This is a genomic window from Parageobacillus toebii NBRC 107807 (genome assembly GCF_003688615.2).
GTDB lineage: Bacteria > Bacillota > Bacilli > Bacillales > Anoxybacillaceae > Parageobacillus_B > Parageobacillus_B toebii.
In genome coordinates this window covers 244560-260540 of the sequence record NZ_CP049703.1, presented here as the reverse complement: position 1 = coordinate 260540, position 15981 = coordinate 244560, and the positions used below count along the sequence as shown (strand labels likewise).

Below are 15981 nucleotides of genomic sequence, written 5' to 3'. Positions count from 1 at the left end.
AAACTTGGCGATGACAAAACACGAACAAATTTTGCAATATATTCATAGTTTACCGGTCGGTGAAAAAATTTCTGTGCGGCAAATTGCGAAAGAAATGGGGGTAAGTGAAGGAACCGCCTATCGCGCCATTAAAGACGCGGAAAATAAAGGGTATGTGAGCACGATTGAACGGGTCGGTACGATTCGGATTGAAAAGAAGAGGAAAGAAAATATTGAAAAACTTACGTATGCAGAAGTGGTAAACATTGTTGATGGGCAAGTGTTAGGCGGGCGTGAAGGATTGCACAAAACGCTGAACCGGTTCGTTATTGGCGCGATGCAGTTGGAAGCGATGATGCGCTATACGGGCGCTGGCGATTTGTTGATTGTTGGAAACCGTACGAAAGCGCATGAACGGGCGCTCGAAGCCGGAGCAGCCGTATTAATCACCGGCGATTTGATACGGAAGACCATGTAAAAAAATTAGCAGACGAATTACAGCTCCCGATTATTTCGACAAGCTACGATACGTTTACAGTAGCGACGATGATTAACCGAGCGATTTATGACCAGTTAATTAAAAAGGAAATTGTTCTTGTCGAAGATATTTTAATACCGCTTGAAAAAACAGCATATTTATATACGACCGATCCGATTGAACGTTGGTATGAGCTCAATCGTGAAACAAGACATAGCCGGTTTCCGGTTGTGGATCAGCAGTTAAAAGTACAAGGAGTTGTTACTACAAAAGATGTGCTTGATTTTGACCGAAAATTGCCGATTGAAAAGGCGATGACAAAGCACCCGATCACGGTAAAAGGAAAGACATCGGTCGCCTCCGCTTCCCATATCATGGTATGGGAAGGCATCGAATTATTGCCAGTTGTTGACGAACATAACCGGCTTCAAGGAATTATTAGCCGCCAAGACGTATTAAAAGCGCTTCAGATGATTCAACGCCAGCCGCAAGTTGGTGAAACCATTGATGATATTATTACAAGCCAATTTCAGGAAGCCAATAGTGACGGGAAAGAGGAGATGTTTCGCTGCACGATTACTCCGCAAATGACGAATCATTTAGGAACACTATCGTATGGAGTATTTACAACGATTGTGACGGAAGCGGCTACGCGTGCGCTTCGGGCATATAAACGCGGAGATTTAGTGATTGAAAATATTACGATTTATTTTATTAAACCAGTGCAAATCGAAAGCACGATCGATGTGAAAGCGAAACTGCTAGAAATTGGACGGAAATTTGGAAAAGTCGATGTGGAAGTGTATAACGAAGGTGTCGTCGTTGGAAAAGCGCTAATGATGTGTCAATTAATTGACCGTTAGAAGTCGTATCAAAACGGGACGCGATTTACGCCCCGTTTTTTGCTGTTTGTTTTGCTTCTTCCAAAACGAGAGGCAAATAATGCTTATAGGCGCGATAGCCCGCCCACGCGCTTCCGGCGCCAATTAGCAAGAAAATAGTACCGATAATATAGGTGACGGTGGAAGAATGGAGAAAAAACTGATTTAATCCGAAAAAGAACACGAATAGACCGAGAGCAATGCTTGATTTGGCGGAAAGCCAACGTCGTTCCATCGGACGGTGGGAGCGAAAATACTTTATTTTATAATAGACGTAAAAAGAAAAGGAAAATATAATGAAAATCACGAGTGTTGGCATAAATAGCACCCTCCATTATTTCTTTCTACCTTATTGTACATAGAAATGAGGAAGAATTCTAGCAATGACCTTTCTTGTTCGCGTATAATGAAAAAAAATACAGCCGCAAAAAAGGGGAAGAAAGATGAAAGAGAAATGTTTGGAAATTTTAAGAGCGATCCATCAATTTGATACAATCATCATTCATCGCCACGTGCGCCCAGACCCTGATGCGTATGGGTCACAAGGGGGATTGGCGGAGATTTTGAAAGCCTCTTTTCCAGAAAAAACGGTGTATACGGTTGGGAAGGAAGAAGAGTCGTTGCAATTTTTACGGCGGATGGATGTCATTGAAGACAAAACATATGAAAATGCGCTCGTGATTGTTTGTGATACGGCAAATACAGATCGGATTTGCGATGATCGTTATCGGCTTGGCAAACAATTGATTAAAATTGACCATCATCCAAACGAAGACCCATATGGAGACATATTATGGGTAGATACAAACGCAAGTTCCACAAGCGAAATGATTTATGAATTTTATTTAGCTGGTAAAGAAGAAGGACTTGTGATGACAAAAGAAGCGGCACGTCTTATTTACGCGGGGATTGTCGGAGATACAGGCCGTTTCCTTTTCCCAAGAACGAGCGAAAAAAACGTTTCGTTATGCAAGCGAACTGATTCAATATGGATTTTCATTGACGGAGCTATATGATGGATTGTATCGTACGAAGTTGAATGTGGCGCATTTAAGTGGATATGTGCTGCAAAATTTTACGGTATCGAAAGAAGGAGTGGCAGCGATAAAAATGCCGAAATCGCTGCTTGAGCAATATGGCGTTACTGCTTCCGAAGCATCGCAGTTAGTTGGCCTTCTTGGCAATATCGAAGGAGTTGTCGCATGGGTATTTTTTATCGAGGAAGAGAAAGAAATTCGCGTCCGCCTTCGTTCCAAAGGCCCAATTGTCAATGAAGTAGCGAAAAAATATCGCGGCGGCGGCCATCCGCTTGCCGCAGGCGCTTCGATTGATTCTTGGGATGATGCGGACCGCGTCATTGAAGATTTGAAAGCAGCGTGTCTTTCTCAATAAAATGAAGGAATGTCCCGGTATGGCAAGATCCGGGACATTTTCTCTTTATGAGGAAGGCAGCGGTTTTAATTTTAGTTCAATCGATAAAGTAGTAAAGACGAACATCTGATAAATTTCCAGCTTATACGGTTGCTCGTTGATGGTGTATGTTTTATTTTCAATAGCCCGCTTTAGCAACTCCCGGCTGTTATAAACGGTTTCGATATCTTTTGCTTTTAAGTGGGAAACATCCTCCTTTACGCTTTCTTCAATGCGAAACGTCGTATAAGAGTCAAGTTTATATTGCTCCGCGTTGACGAGGTGGACAGAAATTTCTTGTACCATCAATTTTTTTTTGTTTATTTTATTCTGTTTGACGTAGTCTTCTTGCCAAATGCGGATTTCATCTTCCAAATCGGCAATTTTGTCTTGAAGTTCGATGATTTTTCGAACTTGTTTTTCTTGCAAGACGCCGAATAAATGTAAAAAAACAAACCAGCTGATGAGCGCTCCGATCGCAACGCCGGCAAAAAAACGCTGCCATGTTGGATAGTTGTAATGAGGCGGGATTCTCATGAAGAAATATGCTCCTGTGTCAGCCAAGTAATAATGGTAACGCCTGTCTGCGCGCCTCCCATCGCGGAAAGAATGAGAAGAAACTGTTTAATAATGTCGCGAGTTTCCCCAAAAAAGAATCCCCGTTCTACCATATAAAACGTATCGAACGTTCCTCCAATGGCAGCAACCACAGCCCAAATTCGCAAATCACCGGCAAATCGATACATTGCCGTAAGCGGCTGTTCTCCGCTTAAAAACGCGCCGAGCGCCCCGATCATCGCACCGCCTAACAGCACGCCGACAGCAATAAAATAACTTTGAATAAAAGCAGGCAAAAATGGCATCTTTTCGCTCATACTCGTCCCACCCTTTCTTTTACTATGTATATGGACGATCGAGGAAGAGTATGTTTTGCAATGAAAAAGTTTTGTCCACTATAATGGAGGAAAAGGAGGGGGAGATTGTTGTCGTTTGTTCACCTTCACGTTCGCAGCTGTTACAGCCTGTTAACAAGTCCAGCGAAAATCAGCGATTTGGTAAAAAAGGCAAAAGACCTGCAATTTTCTGCACTGGCATTAACAGATGAAAACGTATTGTACGGAGCAATTCCTTTTTATATGGAATGTAAACGTTACGGTATTCGGCCGATTATTGGGATGATCACAGACATTGTGCTGGAGGGGGAAAGCACATATCCGCTCGTTTTATTAGCAAAAAACGAAACAGGCTATCAGCATTTAATAAAAATAAGCAGTACGATTCAAACGAAAACACAAGAAGGAATTCCAGAAAAATGGTTATGGCATTATCGTGGCGGATTAATTGCACTAACCCCAGGAAAAAGCGGGCAAATTGAAACATTGCTTGCCCATAACGAAATAACAAAGGCAAAGCAAGTGTTAGAACGATATAAGCAAATTTTTGGAGATGATTTTTACCTTTCCGTACAGCGAGGAGAAAATAAGCAGCAAGAACCGTATGAGCAGCAGTTGATTCATTTAAGCAACGAAACCAATACCCCGCTTGTGGCAACAAACGATGTTCAATATATTGAAAAAGAAGATGCGTTTGTGCAGCACTGTTTATTAGCGATCAAACAAGGCGCGGTGATAAAAACGGGGATGGCGACAGATGGAGAACGATATTTAACATCGCCAGAGGAAATGAAAAAGCGGTTTTCTGATTTGCCTGAGGCGGTGGAAAACAGCAGGAAAATCGCGGATCAATGCCATCTTCATATCAGCTTGGACACATTAAAGCTGCCGAAATACCCTGTTCCAGAAAAGGAAAACGCAGATCATTATTTGCGGCGCCTTTGTCTGAAAGGACTATATGAACGAGTTTCGTCCCCTTCTGATGCTTACATCAAACGGCTTGAATATGAACTCGATGTCATTCAGCAAATGGATTTCAGCGATTATTTTCTTATCGTTTGGGATTTTATGAATTTCGCTCGAAAAAAAGGGATTGTTACGGGTCCAGGGCGAGGGTCGGCAGCAGGATCGCTTGTCGCGTATACACTTTATATTACAGACATCGATCCGATTCAATACGGGCTATTATTTGAGCGGTTTTTAAATCCAGAACGGGTGTCGATGCCGGATATTGATATTGATTTTCCCGATGACCGGCGTGAAGAAGTTATTCAATACGTCGCCAATAAGTATGGACAACAATATGTGGCGCAAATCATTACATTCGGTACGTTTGGCGCTAAAGCGGCCCTCCGAGACATTGGCAAAGTGTTACAGATTGATTCGAAAGAGATGGAAAACATCATCAAGTATGTTCCTAACAAACATGGAATAACGCTTCAAGAAGCATATCATCAATCATTTGCTTTTCGCCAAGCGGTTCAAGCTTCTTCCTTGTTGAAACAATGGATTGCAATCGCAATGAAGGTTGAAGGACTTCCGCGCCATACTTCGACACATGCGGCGGGTGTGATTATTAGCAGTGAGCCGCTTTCCCAAATCGTTCCGTTGCAGCAAGGTCATGGTGAATTGTATTTAACGCAATACCCGATGGACGTGTTAGAGCGGCTAGGTCTATTAAAGATGGATTTTCTTGGCTTGCGCACGTTAACATTGCTTGAACATATATGCCGTCTTATTCAGCAACAAACTGGAAAAACCATCGATGTGCGTTCCATTCCGCTTGATGACCGCAAAACATACGAGCTGGTCAGCAAGGGAGACACCAATGGAATTTTTCAGTTAGAGTCGGATGGGATGAAGCAGGTATTAAAGCAATTGAAGCCGTCACAATTTGAGGATATCGTGGCGGTGAACGCGTTATATCGGCCTGGACCGATCGATTACATTCCTTCGTATATAAAGAGAAAGCACGGAGAAGAAAACGTTTCTTATCTTCATCCAGATTTAGCGCCGATTTTAGCGCCGACATATGGTGTTCTTATTTATCAAGAACAAATTATGCAAATCGCTGCGAACATTGCCGGTTTTTCGCTAGGAAAAGCAGATTTATTGCGCCGGGCAGTCGCGAAAAAGAAAAAAGAAATTTTAGATCAACAGCGGAATGAGTTCGTACAAGGCTGTATCGACCAAGGTTATGACGAAGGGTTTGCAAATGATGTATATGATATGATTGTCCGTTTTGCTAATTATGGGTTTAACCGAAGTCATGCCGTTGCTTATAGCATGCTTTCCTACCAACTTGCTTATTTAAAAGCCCATTATCCGCTTTATTTTTATACAGCATTATTAACGAGCGTGATCGGAGACGAAGAAAAAGTATCTTTATATATTTATGAAGCAAGACGAAAACAGATTGAAATATTGCCGCCTTCGATTAATCAAAGCCGTTATTCTTTCTCAGTGGAGCATGAAAAGATTCGCTACAGTTTAGCCGCGATTAAACATGTTGGAATAGCGGCAGTCAAAGCGATTGTACAAGAGCGAAAAAAGGGGCCTTTTGCGGACTTTTTTGATTTTTGTGTTCGCTTATTCGGAAAAGGCATCAACCGAAAAACGATAGAATCTCTTATTTTGTCAGGCTGCTTTGATGAATTTGGAATCGAAAGAGCATCATTATTAGCAAGCGTCGATGTTGCTTTAGAACATGCGCAGCTTGTTGGTCCGTATGTCGAAGAAGGATTATTTTCAGATATATCATTGAAGCCAAAATATGTAGAAGCACCTTCTTTGTCATTAGAGGAAAAGTTAATGTACGAAAAAGAATTGCTCGGTGTTTATGTTTCTCCTCACCCAACATCTGCTTATCGGAAGGTGTTCCGTTTGGATGGTGTCCGCTCAGTCATGAGTGTAATAAGGGAAAAAACGGACTTTCCTGTTAAAGTGGGTGTATATATTGTGGAAGAGAGAAAAACACGTACGAAAACAGGAGAGGAAATGGCTTTCTTTACGGTTAGTGATGAAAGCGGGGAAATGGATGTGGTTGCGTTTCCAGATGTATATCGTCGTTATTCTTCAGTTTTAAAAAAGGGAACAGTGCGGTTATTAGAAGGAAAAGTAGAGGTTCGTAAAGGGAAAGCGCAGCTAGTCATTCGCAAAGCAGACGTACCTGCGATGGAGGCGCTTTATGTAAAAATTCGTCCGGAACATATAGCGTCTGGAAAATTGTTTACGCTAAAAGAGCTGCTGCAAAAATATCATGGAAAAACGCCTGTCTTTCTATATTACGAGCAAGAGCAAAAGATGGTGAAGCTTACGGAAGAATATGATGTCGCTTTAACAGATGAATGTATCGCTTCATTGAAAGCGCTGCTAGGGGATGAACATATTGTAGTAAAATAATTTATTTCTTTACTATTTTTCAATTTTGTTATATCGTATAAGCATTAAGTGGTCAGACCAGTGATGGAAATTGGAGGAAAGAAATACATGATTTCGTTAGAATTTCCTGAACAATGCATAGAGCAAGCATGCAGGGAGGGGTAACAAGTAAAAGACGCAAAAGTATACATTGAAACGCTCGAACAAATCCGCCGGATCATTCGCGAAGACGGACTTGTCGCCGGCGATAAACTACCTTCTGAACGAGAATTATCAGAGCGTCTGCAAGTCGGTCGCTCTTCTGTGCGCGAGGCGTTAAGAGCGCTTGAATTTCTCGGCTTAATTGAAACGCGAAGAGGAGAAGGAACGTATATCAAAGAAGTTGGGAATCATCAGCTTATTAATTTACTCGGAATGTTTATTTTACAAGATGAGCGAGCAAAAGAAGATTTAGCGGAAACGAAAAGGCTTATAGAACAGCTTTGTTTGCAGCTTGCTTGCCAACGATGGACAGAACAGGAACTGGCTCAACTTGAAAAAAGCGTTCGACAAAAAACGATCAGTTATGAGCTTTTTTTCAAATGGGTGACAGTAGCTTCACAAAACTATTTGCTCGAACGGATTTGGCGCGTGCTCCATAACTTTTCGCAAACAATCTATGATGAGGATGCATTTCCAGATGAATTTTATGAACAGATGCTAAAAGCGTTTGCGAAGCGGGATGTTGCCGCTGTGGCGAAAATTTGGGAAACATATACGCAACATCGATTGTCGAAAGAAAGATGACACCGTTTTACAAAAAATATTACTCATTTCCGATACAGTAGTAATGATAGAGTGAAAAAGTGGAGGAGGGAGCACCTCATGTGGAAAGACTTATTTACAAAAAAGAAGAAATATGCATCGATTCCTTCCGAAAAAGTGAGAAGTGAAGTTCCAGAAGGAATTATGACAAAATGCCCCAAGTGCAAAAAAATTATGTATACGAAAGAACTGGTAAAAAATTTGAGGGTTTGCATGAGCTGCGGCTATCATCATACGATGCCGTCCCGTGAACGAATTAATAGCTTGTTAGACGAAGGAAGTTTTCATGAATATGATGCGGATATGGTGTCAGTGAATCCATTGCAGTTTCCAGGATATATAGAAAAACTCGAAGAAGACCGCCGCAAATCGAACCTAAACGAAGCGGTCATTACTGGCGAAGGAACGTTAAATGGATACCCGATTGTGATCGCTGTGATGGATTCGGCGTTTCGGATGGGAAGCATGGGTTCTGTTGTTGGTGAAAAAATTACGAGAGCGATTGAAAAAGCGAGAGAGCTCCATGTACCATTTCTTATTTTTACGGCTTCCGGCGGCGCGCGCATGCAGGAAGGAGTATTAAGTTTAATGCAAATGGCCAAAACAAGCGCCGCTTTAAAATTGTTCAGCGATGAGGGCGGTCTTATTATTTCGGTGATGACACATCCGACTACCGGAGGGGTATCCGCAAGTTTTGCCTCGCTGGGAGACTATAATTTTGCAGAACCAGGAGCGCTCATTGGCTTTGCGGGCCGACGCGTGATTCAACAAACGGTAAGGGAGGAACTTCCAGAAGACTTTCAAACGGCAGAGTTTTTATTAAAACACGGGCAGCTTGATGCCGTCATTCATCGCCATGATTTAAAAGATACATTAACGACCGTGCTTGATATTCATCAAGGAGGAGGGGGACACGGATGGTGGCAGAGTTAGAATTTGAAAAGCCGCTTATAGAATTGCGCAAAAAAATTAGTGAGTTAAAAGAATTTATGAAAAGCACAGATGTAGACCTTTCATCGGAAATTGAAAAATTGGAAGCGCGCCTTGCAAAATTGGAAAATGACATATATGCGAATTTAACTCCATGGGACCGCGTTCAAATTGCGCGTCACCCGAATCGTCCGACAACGCTTGATTACATTGAGCGGCTGTTTACTCATTTTTTGGAATGCCATGGTGACCGCTGTTTTGGAGATGATGAGGCAATTGTTGGAGGGATCGCCAAATATGACGGTCTGCCTGTGACAGTCATTGGTCATCAGCGCGGAAAAGACACGAAAGAAAATATTCGACGTAATTTTGGAATGCCGCATCCAGAAGGATATCGAAAAGCATTGCGTCTGATGAAACAGGCGGAAAAATTTCAACGGCCAATCATTTGTTTTATTGATACAAAAGGGGCATATCCCGGAAAAGCAGCGGAAGAGCGCGGGCAAAGCGAAGCGATTGCCAGAAATTTATTTGAGATGGCAGGACTTACGGTACCGATTGTTTGCATCGTTATTGGTGAAGGGGGAAGCGGCGGCGCGCTTGCGCTCGGCGTTGGCAATCATATTCATATGCTGGAAAACTCTACTTACTCTGTGATCTCTCCAGAAGGAGCCGCTGCGATTTTATGGAAAGATGCGTCGCTTGCCCAACGCGCAGCGGAAACGATGAAAATTACAGCGAATGATTTAAAAGAACTTGGGGTGATTGATGAAATTATTCCGGAGGTCCGCGGCGGTGCCCATCGCGATGTGGACCAACAAGCGGCGGAAATTGATAAAGTGCTGAAACGATCGCTAAAGCAGCTCTTAAAGCTTGATGGGGAAACGCTTGTTCAACAGCGATATGAAAAATTTAAACAGATCGGGCAATTTGCGTTTTCTCGTGATGACATTTGGGTAAGATAAGAGCAAGGCTGTCTCATCTATGGGGCAGCTTTGTTATATTGTAAGCCGTTTCAATAAACTTGTCTATTGTGTTCTGTTATGCTTCGTGTTATTTTATAGATGTGTTTTAAAGGTATGAGGTCAGACGTTTTTAAATGTTTTGTGAAACAATGAGCGAATGAGGTGGCAACATGAAACGTATAGGTGTGTTAACAAGTGGCGGAGATTCACCAGGTATGAATGCAGCGATTCGCGCTGTCGTCCGTAAGGCGATTTATCATGGAGTAGAAGTATTTGGAATTTATTATGGGTATGCTGGCTTGATTGCTGGGAAAATTAAAAAATTAGAAGTAGGGGATGTCGGCGATATTATCCATCGCGGAGGTACAATACTGTATACGGCGCGCTGTCCGGAATTTAAGACAGAAGAAGGGCAGTTAAAAGGGATTGAACAATTGAAAAAACACGGGATTGAAGGATTAGTCGTCATCGGTGGAGATGGTTCTTATCAAGGTGCCAAAAAATTAACAGAGCACGGATTTCCTTGTGTCGGGGTGCCAGGAACCATTGACAATGACATTCCTGGAACAGATTTTACGATTGGTTTCGATACGGCTTTAAACACGGTGATTGACGCGATTGACAAAATTCGTGATACTGCTACATCGCATGAACGAACATATGTGATTGAAGTAATGGGGCGTCATGCTGGGGATATTGCGTTATGGTCAGGGCTTGCTGGAGGTGCAGAAACGATTTTGATTCCAGAAGCCGATTACGATATGAATGATGTTATTGCACGGTTAAAGCGTGGTCATGAACGAGGCAAAAAACATAGTATTATTATCGTTGCTGAAGGTGTCGGAAGCGGAGTCGAGTTTGGAAAGAAAATTCAAGAAGCGACAGGATTTGAAACGCGCGTCACAGTGTTGGGACATGTTCAGCGCGGCGGTTCTCCAACCGCGTTTGACCGTGTGTTAGCCAGCCGCTTAGGTGCACGGGCAGTAGAGCTATTGTTAGAAGGCAAAGGCGGCCGCTGCGTCGGCATCCAAAATAATCAGCTTGTCGACCATGATATTGTGGAAGCATTAGCAAACAAACATACCGTTGACCAAAAAATGTATTTGTTATCGAAAGAGCTATCCATCTAGTATATTTCCTGTGGAAAGGAAGAAGAAATGATGATGCGGAAAACAAAAATCGTCTGTACGATCGGTCCTGCAAGCGAAAGTGTGGACAAGCTTGTAGAATTGATCCATGCCGGGATGAATGTAGCGCGCTTAAATTTTTCTCACGGTGACCATGCTGAGCACGGGCGTCGCATTCAAAACATTCGGGAAGCGGCAAAACGAACGGGAAAAACGGTAGCGATTTTATTAGATACAAAAGGACCGGAAATCCGTACGCATAATATGGAAAACGGGGCAATTGAGCTAAAAGAAGGAGAACAGCTGATTATTTCGATGGAGGAAGTGCTTGGAACACCGGAAAAAATTTCGGTTACGTATGAAGGACTGGTCGATGACGTCACCTCTGGTGCAAAAATTCTCCTCGATGATGGTCTAATCGGATTAGAAGTGATTTCAGTCGATAAACAAGCGCGCGAAATCGTGACGAAAGTATTGAATGGCGGTGTATTGAAAAACAAAAAAGGAGTCAATGTGCCTGGTATCCGCGTCAATTTGCCAGGTATTACGGACAAAGATCGCCAAGATATTTTATTCGGTATTGAGCAAGGTGTTGATTTTATCGCTGCTTCCTTTGTGCGGCGCGCTTCCGATGTATTAGAAATCCGTGAATTGCTTGAGGCAAACAACGCGCTTCATATTCAAATCATTGCGAAAATCGAAAATCAAGAAGGCGTGGATAATATTGATGATATTTTAGAGGTTACAGATGGACTAATGGTGGCGCGCGGCGATCTTGGGGTGGAAATTCCAGCCGAAGAAGTGCCGCTTATCCAAAAAGCGCTTATTAAAAAATGCAATATGCTTGGTAAACCGGTTATTACAGCCACACAAATGTTAGATTCGATGCAGCGAAATCCGAGACCGACGCGGGCCGAGGCAAGCGATGTCGCGAATGCGATCTTTGATGGGACAGATGCGGTGATGTTATCTGGAGAAACAGCGGCAGGGCACTATCCAGTAGAAGCAGTAAAAACCATGCATCAAATTGCGCTGCGTATCGAACAAGCGTTGCAATACCGGGAAATATTAGCACAGCGGACAAAAGAAAGCGCGACGACAATCACAGATGCAATTGGGCAGTCTGTTGCGCATACGGCTTTAAATTTAGACGTGGCGGCAATCGTAACGCCAACAGTAAGTGGAAGAACGGCATATATGGTGTCAAAATATCGTCCAAAGGCGCCAATCGTTGCTGTTACTGCCAGTGAATCTGTATCGCGGAAATTGGCGCTCGTATGGGGAGTATATTCGCAAGTAGCTCCACAAGCGAACACAACCGATGAAATGCTTGATATTGCCGTGGAAGCTGCGGTAAAATCAGGAGTAGTAAAACACGGTGATTTAGTCGTCATTACCGCGGGAGTTCCAGTAGGAGAAACGGGGTCGACGAACTTAATGAAAGTGCATGTCATCGGTGACATTATCGCAAAAGGGCAAGGAATCGGTCGTAAGTCTGCTTTTGGAAAAGCGATTATTGCGAAAACGGCAGAGGAAGCAATCAATAAAATGGTAGAAGGCGGAATTTTAGTAACATGTAGCACAGATGCGGATATGATGGAAGCATTGGAAAAAGCGGCAGCGATTATTACCGAGGAAGGCGGATTAACAAGCCACGCTGCAGTCGTTGGTTTAAGTCTCGGCATTCCTGTTATTGTCGGTGTAGAAAATGCTACATCGATTTTAAAAGATGGGCAGGAAATTACAGTTGATGCTGGATTTGGAGCTGTTTATCAAGGACATGCAAGCGTGCTGTAAGGTATAATAAAAACAGAGAAGAAATTTTCTCTGTTTTTATTCTTTTTTCTGAAAGGAAGAAGAAAGAAATGAAATGGTTTATCGGAATGTTTATCGTTATTCCTGCCTTGGAAATCGGGCTGTTTATTCTTTCCGGCAAACTTATTGGCATTTGGTCAACGGTCGCATTGATCATGCTGACCGGAATGATAGGAGTGTGGCTTGCAAAACAACAAGGGCTAGCCGTTGTTGAAGAAGCCAAACGAGAGTTTTTCTATGGACGTCTTCCAAGCGGAGCGATACTCGATGGCATTTGTGTGCTCATCGGTGGAGTACTTCTCATAACACCAGGCTTTTTTAGTGATATCGCTGGGGTCTTTCTTCTTCTTCCTGCTACCCGGTCCATGATTAAGCCGTATATCGCCCGTTGGTTAAAATCATTGTTTGATACAAAAATGTTTTTTCGCATTTATAGATGAAAAAAGAGCCTTTCCGTGTGTTGAAAGGCTCTTTTCTCTTTGATTGTGTTTATGTTGTTGGCTTTCCGATAATAAAATTCCAAATATCACGAAATACGTTGGCGCTGTGCAACGTACGGATAATGACAAGTGTAACAGGTCCAATAATTAATCCTAGGAACCCGATTAATTTAAATCCGACAAATAATGCCACTAATGTAGCAAGCGGGTCAAGTCCGATTGATGACGATAATACTTTTGGCTCCATGATTTGTCGTTGAACGAGGACGACAATATAAAGTACGCCCAACCCGATGGCAAACGGTACATCACCGCTTACCGCCGCATAAATAATCCAAGGAACAAAGACAATTCCCGTTCCTAAGTACGGTAAAATATCTACAATCCCAATAATAAGCGCAATGGTAATCGCATAATTGACACGAAGAATTAACAATCCAATCAAAACGATTACCGTTGTAATCGAAATAAGCGTAGCTTGAGCTTTAATAAAACCAAATAATGCTTTCTTTAAATCGAGAAATACTGTTTTTCCACTCTTGCGTGCTTTTGCTGGCAAAATTTTTTGGGCGATTCCAGTAAGCCGATACCAATCTTTGCTAATGAAGAATGTAGCTAATAGTGAAAAAATAAAGACGGTAGCAGCGTTTGGAAGCCAAGCGAGCAGCAGTGGAATGTTCTGAAGCACATGTTGAATAAATTGCCCGACCGTTGTTGCTATTTGTGTACCTACCGCTTGGATATTATTTATAATCGTATCTTGCTGGCTAGCATCTAAATTTTTAAATAAAACAGCTAAATCATTATAAAGAGGAATGATTTGTTGGGCAACTAATGTTTCCATATACGTAATTAATTTTTGGAAATTCTCTGGTACAACATTTGCCAAGTATTGTGTACCTGAAACAATTTCCGCAATCAGTAAAGTAACAAGACCAGCAACGATTGCGAATAGTACAATTAATGTTACAATCACTGCCAGCCATCTTGGCATTTTCGTTTTTGTTTCTAGAAAATCGACTAACGGATTGATCAAGAAAGCAATAAAAAACGCAATAATAAATGGATATGTAACGGTGGATACATAATAAAGAGCCATTGATCCGAATATAACTACAGCGATCACAAACAAAAAGCGAAGAAAGCTATATAAGTGATGGCGGGACAATGTTTCACCTCCATAAATTTTCCATAGTTATATATTACAGATTTCATTACGTATACGCAAAGAAGAAGGTTTCACGCTCTGAATATTTTAATTAAAGAAAGGAAGAGAGTTAGTGAGCGAACCAATATTGTTTTTACTTATTTTATTTATTATCGGATTTATTGCCAAAAACCAATCATTAATGATTGCGGTTGCTATTTTATTAATTATTAAAATGGTCGGGATGGGAGAAAAGTGGCTGCCTATCGTCCATGAAAAAGGAATTCATTGGGGAGTTACGGTGATCACGATTGCTGTATTGGCGCCGATTGCTACGGGAGAGATTGGTTTTAGACAATTAATCGCATCACTGCAGTCGCTTTCGGCTTGGATCGCGCTATTATCAGGAATCTTTGTCGCATTAGTCGCGAAAGGTGGAGTCACATTATTGGCAACGGACCCGCATATGACGGCTGCTCTCGTATTTGGGACGATTATTGCAGTGTCGCTTTTTCATGGCGTTGCTGTCGGTCCACTAATCGGTGCGGGGATTGCTTATATGGTGATGAAAGTGATAGAATATTTTTAAATAGTTATTTAAACCGAATTTATTTTTTTGTAATAATATTTAAAGATGGTGTTGCAAAACTAGAGTAAAAACTCGAAGTTATGCATAAGGATGCAACATAACACATGCAGTACATATCGATGAAATCCATACCATCTTGGCTGTTCCAACCCGTCACTCTTTAACTCATTAAATACTCGTTCAATCTCACGACGAAGTCCAAACAGCCATTGGCCAAATCTCGTTTTCAAAAAGACAGGAAGAACCCGGCCATAGGCATCTTTTCGTTCCTCGCTATTGCGGCGGTTGATAGGGGAAATGAATAGGATTCCTGACTGCTCTGCTGTTTGACGAACCTTTTCACTGTCATACGCGGCATCGCCCAATACAAATTCGATATCCCACTGCTTTAAAGAAACAAGCAATTCTGGTGCTACTGCCGCATCATTTCGATTCGCTGTGGTCAACACATGAGATAAAATGATTCCCTCGGCGGTGGTGCAGAGATGGAGTTTATATCCTTTAAACCAGTGATATCGGGTGGACACTCCCCATTTCGCCTGTGAATCGTAAAGACTGCTTCGAAGGGCTGTGCTGTCGATAAGCACGATTTGCGGATAACGTACTTCTAGATCTTTGAGCAGCTGTGCATGAAAAACAGGAAATCCTTGTTCCCGGAACCACTTCGCCGCACGGGAAAACGTAGAAAGGTGAGGGACTTCACCAAGCCCACAGGCCCGTTGAAAACAGCGAAAACGCTGCAGGATGCGCACTAATTTTCGCAAGGAATCAATGGAAAAATAGGTTTTCAAAAAGAAACATTTCAACAACGATTTTTTCGACACCGGCGGTCTTCCTGTCACATACGGTGTTTCCGGCAATGATAGCGAGTCGATATACCGAAATAATGCTTCTAAAATTGGGTCAATTTCATAAGTCCATGCATGTTCGCTGTTCCAATTGGAAATCATAATAGTGTCCACCCCTTGGAGAGTTGTTTTTTTTTGATCACTGTATATGATTTCCAAGGTGGTGGATTTTTTATGTGCATTTATGCATTCGTTATGCGTTTTGCAACACGTTCTTTAAAGAATAAGAGGTTTTGGATTCACAAAAGTCAGATAATTGTTTATAATATAGACGTAAGCCTATTTAGCGGCATC

The 15981-nt window shown here is 42.2% G+C and carries 13 protein-coding genes and 2 pseudogenes; 10 read left to right on the top strand and 5 right to left on the bottom strand.

All coding sequences use genetic code 11. The features are described 5' to 3' along the window. The first annotated feature begins 10 nt into the window (after positions 1-10). Positions 11-1320: pseudogene (locus DER53_RS01310) on the top strand (DRTGG domain-containing protein). Between the two features lie 25 nt (positions 1321-1345). Here DER53_RS01310 and DER53_RS01305 read toward each other — a convergent pair. Then, positions 1346-1657, bottom strand: a complete 312-nt coding sequence (locus tag DER53_RS01305; protein WP_015864793.1) for a YtpI family protein — start codon at positions 1655-1657, stop codon at positions 1346-1348. A gap of 124 nt (positions 1658-1781) precedes the next feature. On the opposite strand from DER53_RS01305, the pseudogene DER53_RS01300 reads away from it, so the two are divergent. After that, positions 1782-2730 (top strand): annotated as a pseudogene (locus DER53_RS01300) (DHH family phosphoesterase). Between the two features lie 45 nt (positions 2731-2775). Here DER53_RS01300 and ytrI read toward each other — a convergent pair. Next, positions 2776-3285, bottom strand: a complete 510-nt coding sequence (gene ytrI, locus DER53_RS01295) for a sporulation membrane protein YtrI (RefSeq protein ID WP_015864791.1) — start codon at positions 3283-3285, stop codon at positions 2776-2778. Continuing rightward, on the bottom strand, positions 3282-3623 hold the full coding sequence (gene ytrH, locus DER53_RS01290; protein ID WP_015864790.1) for a sporulation membrane protein YtrH: 342 nt from the start codon (positions 3621-3623) through the stop codon (positions 3282-3284). Before ytrH ends, ytrI begins: the two co-directional genes overlap by 4 nt. Positions 3624-3731: 108 nt before the next feature. Between ytrH and dnaE the strand changes: the two genes are divergently transcribed. From dnaE to DER53_RS01255, 7 genes are all read left to right on the top strand, one after another. Continuing rightward, positions 3732-7043: a DNA polymerase III subunit alpha gene (dnaE, locus tag DER53_RS01285; protein ID WP_062754961.1), complete on the top strand. Its 3312-nt coding sequence runs from the start codon at positions 3732-3734 to the stop codon at positions 7041-7043. Between the two features lie 168 nt (positions 7044-7211). After that, positions 7212-7808, top strand: coding sequence for a FadR/GntR family transcriptional regulator (locus DER53_RS01280; RefSeq protein WP_062679233.1), 597 nt, complete (start codon positions 7212-7214; stop codon positions 7806-7808). Between the two features lie 78 nt (positions 7809-7886). Continuing rightward, positions 7887-8759, top strand: a complete 873-nt coding sequence (gene accD / locus DER53_RS01275) for an acetyl-CoA carboxylase, carboxyltransferase subunit beta (protein WP_015864788.1) — start codon at positions 7887-7889, stop codon at positions 8757-8759. Beyond that, positions 8744-9721 carry an acetyl-CoA carboxylase carboxyl transferase subunit alpha gene (gene accA, locus DER53_RS01270; protein ID WP_015864787.1) on the top strand — a complete coding sequence of 326 codons (978 nt, stop codon included), beginning with the start codon at positions 8744-8746 and terminating at the stop codon, positions 9719-9721. Before accD ends, accA begins: the two co-directional genes overlap by 16 nt. Before the next feature lie 170 nt (positions 9722-9891). Next, positions 9892-10851 carry a 6-phosphofructokinase gene (pfkA, locus tag DER53_RS01265; RefSeq protein WP_015864786.1) on the top strand — a complete coding sequence of 320 codons (960 nt, stop codon included), beginning with the start codon at positions 9892-9894 and terminating at the stop codon, positions 10849-10851. 30 nt (positions 10852-10881) lie between these two features. Then, positions 10882-12645 carry a pyruvate kinase gene (pyk, locus tag DER53_RS01260; RefSeq protein ID WP_062754960.1) on the top strand — a complete coding sequence of 588 codons (1764 nt, stop codon included), beginning with the start codon at positions 10882-10884 and terminating at the stop codon, positions 12643-12645. A 68-nt stretch (positions 12646-12713) separates the two neighbouring features. Next, positions 12714-13103 (top strand): FxsA family protein, encoded by a 390-nt coding sequence (locus DER53_RS01255; RefSeq protein WP_015864784.1) that lies wholly within the window; start codon positions 12714-12716, stop codon positions 13101-13103. 49 nt (positions 13104-13152) lie between these two features. On the opposite strand, the gene ytvI is transcribed toward DER53_RS01255, so the two are convergent. After that, positions 13153-14271: a sporulation integral membrane protein YtvI gene (gene ytvI / locus DER53_RS01250; protein ID WP_062754959.1), complete on the bottom strand. Its 1119-nt coding sequence runs from the start codon at positions 14269-14271 to the stop codon at positions 13153-13155. Positions 14272-14383: 112 nt separating this feature from the next. On the opposite strand from ytvI, the gene DER53_RS01245 reads away from it, so the two are divergent. Beyond that, positions 14384-14839 (top strand): DUF441 domain-containing protein, encoded by a 456-nt coding sequence (locus tag DER53_RS01245; RefSeq protein WP_062679227.1) that lies wholly within the window; start codon positions 14384-14386, stop codon positions 14837-14839. A 59-nt stretch (positions 14840-14898) separates the two neighbouring features. On the opposite strand, the gene DER53_RS01240 is transcribed toward DER53_RS01245, so the two are convergent. Beyond that, on the bottom strand, positions 14899-15789 hold the full coding sequence (locus DER53_RS01240; protein WP_011886641.1) for an ISNCY family transposase: 891 nt from the start codon (positions 15787-15789) through the stop codon (positions 14899-14901). Between the last annotated feature and the right edge of the window lie 192 nt (positions 15790-15981).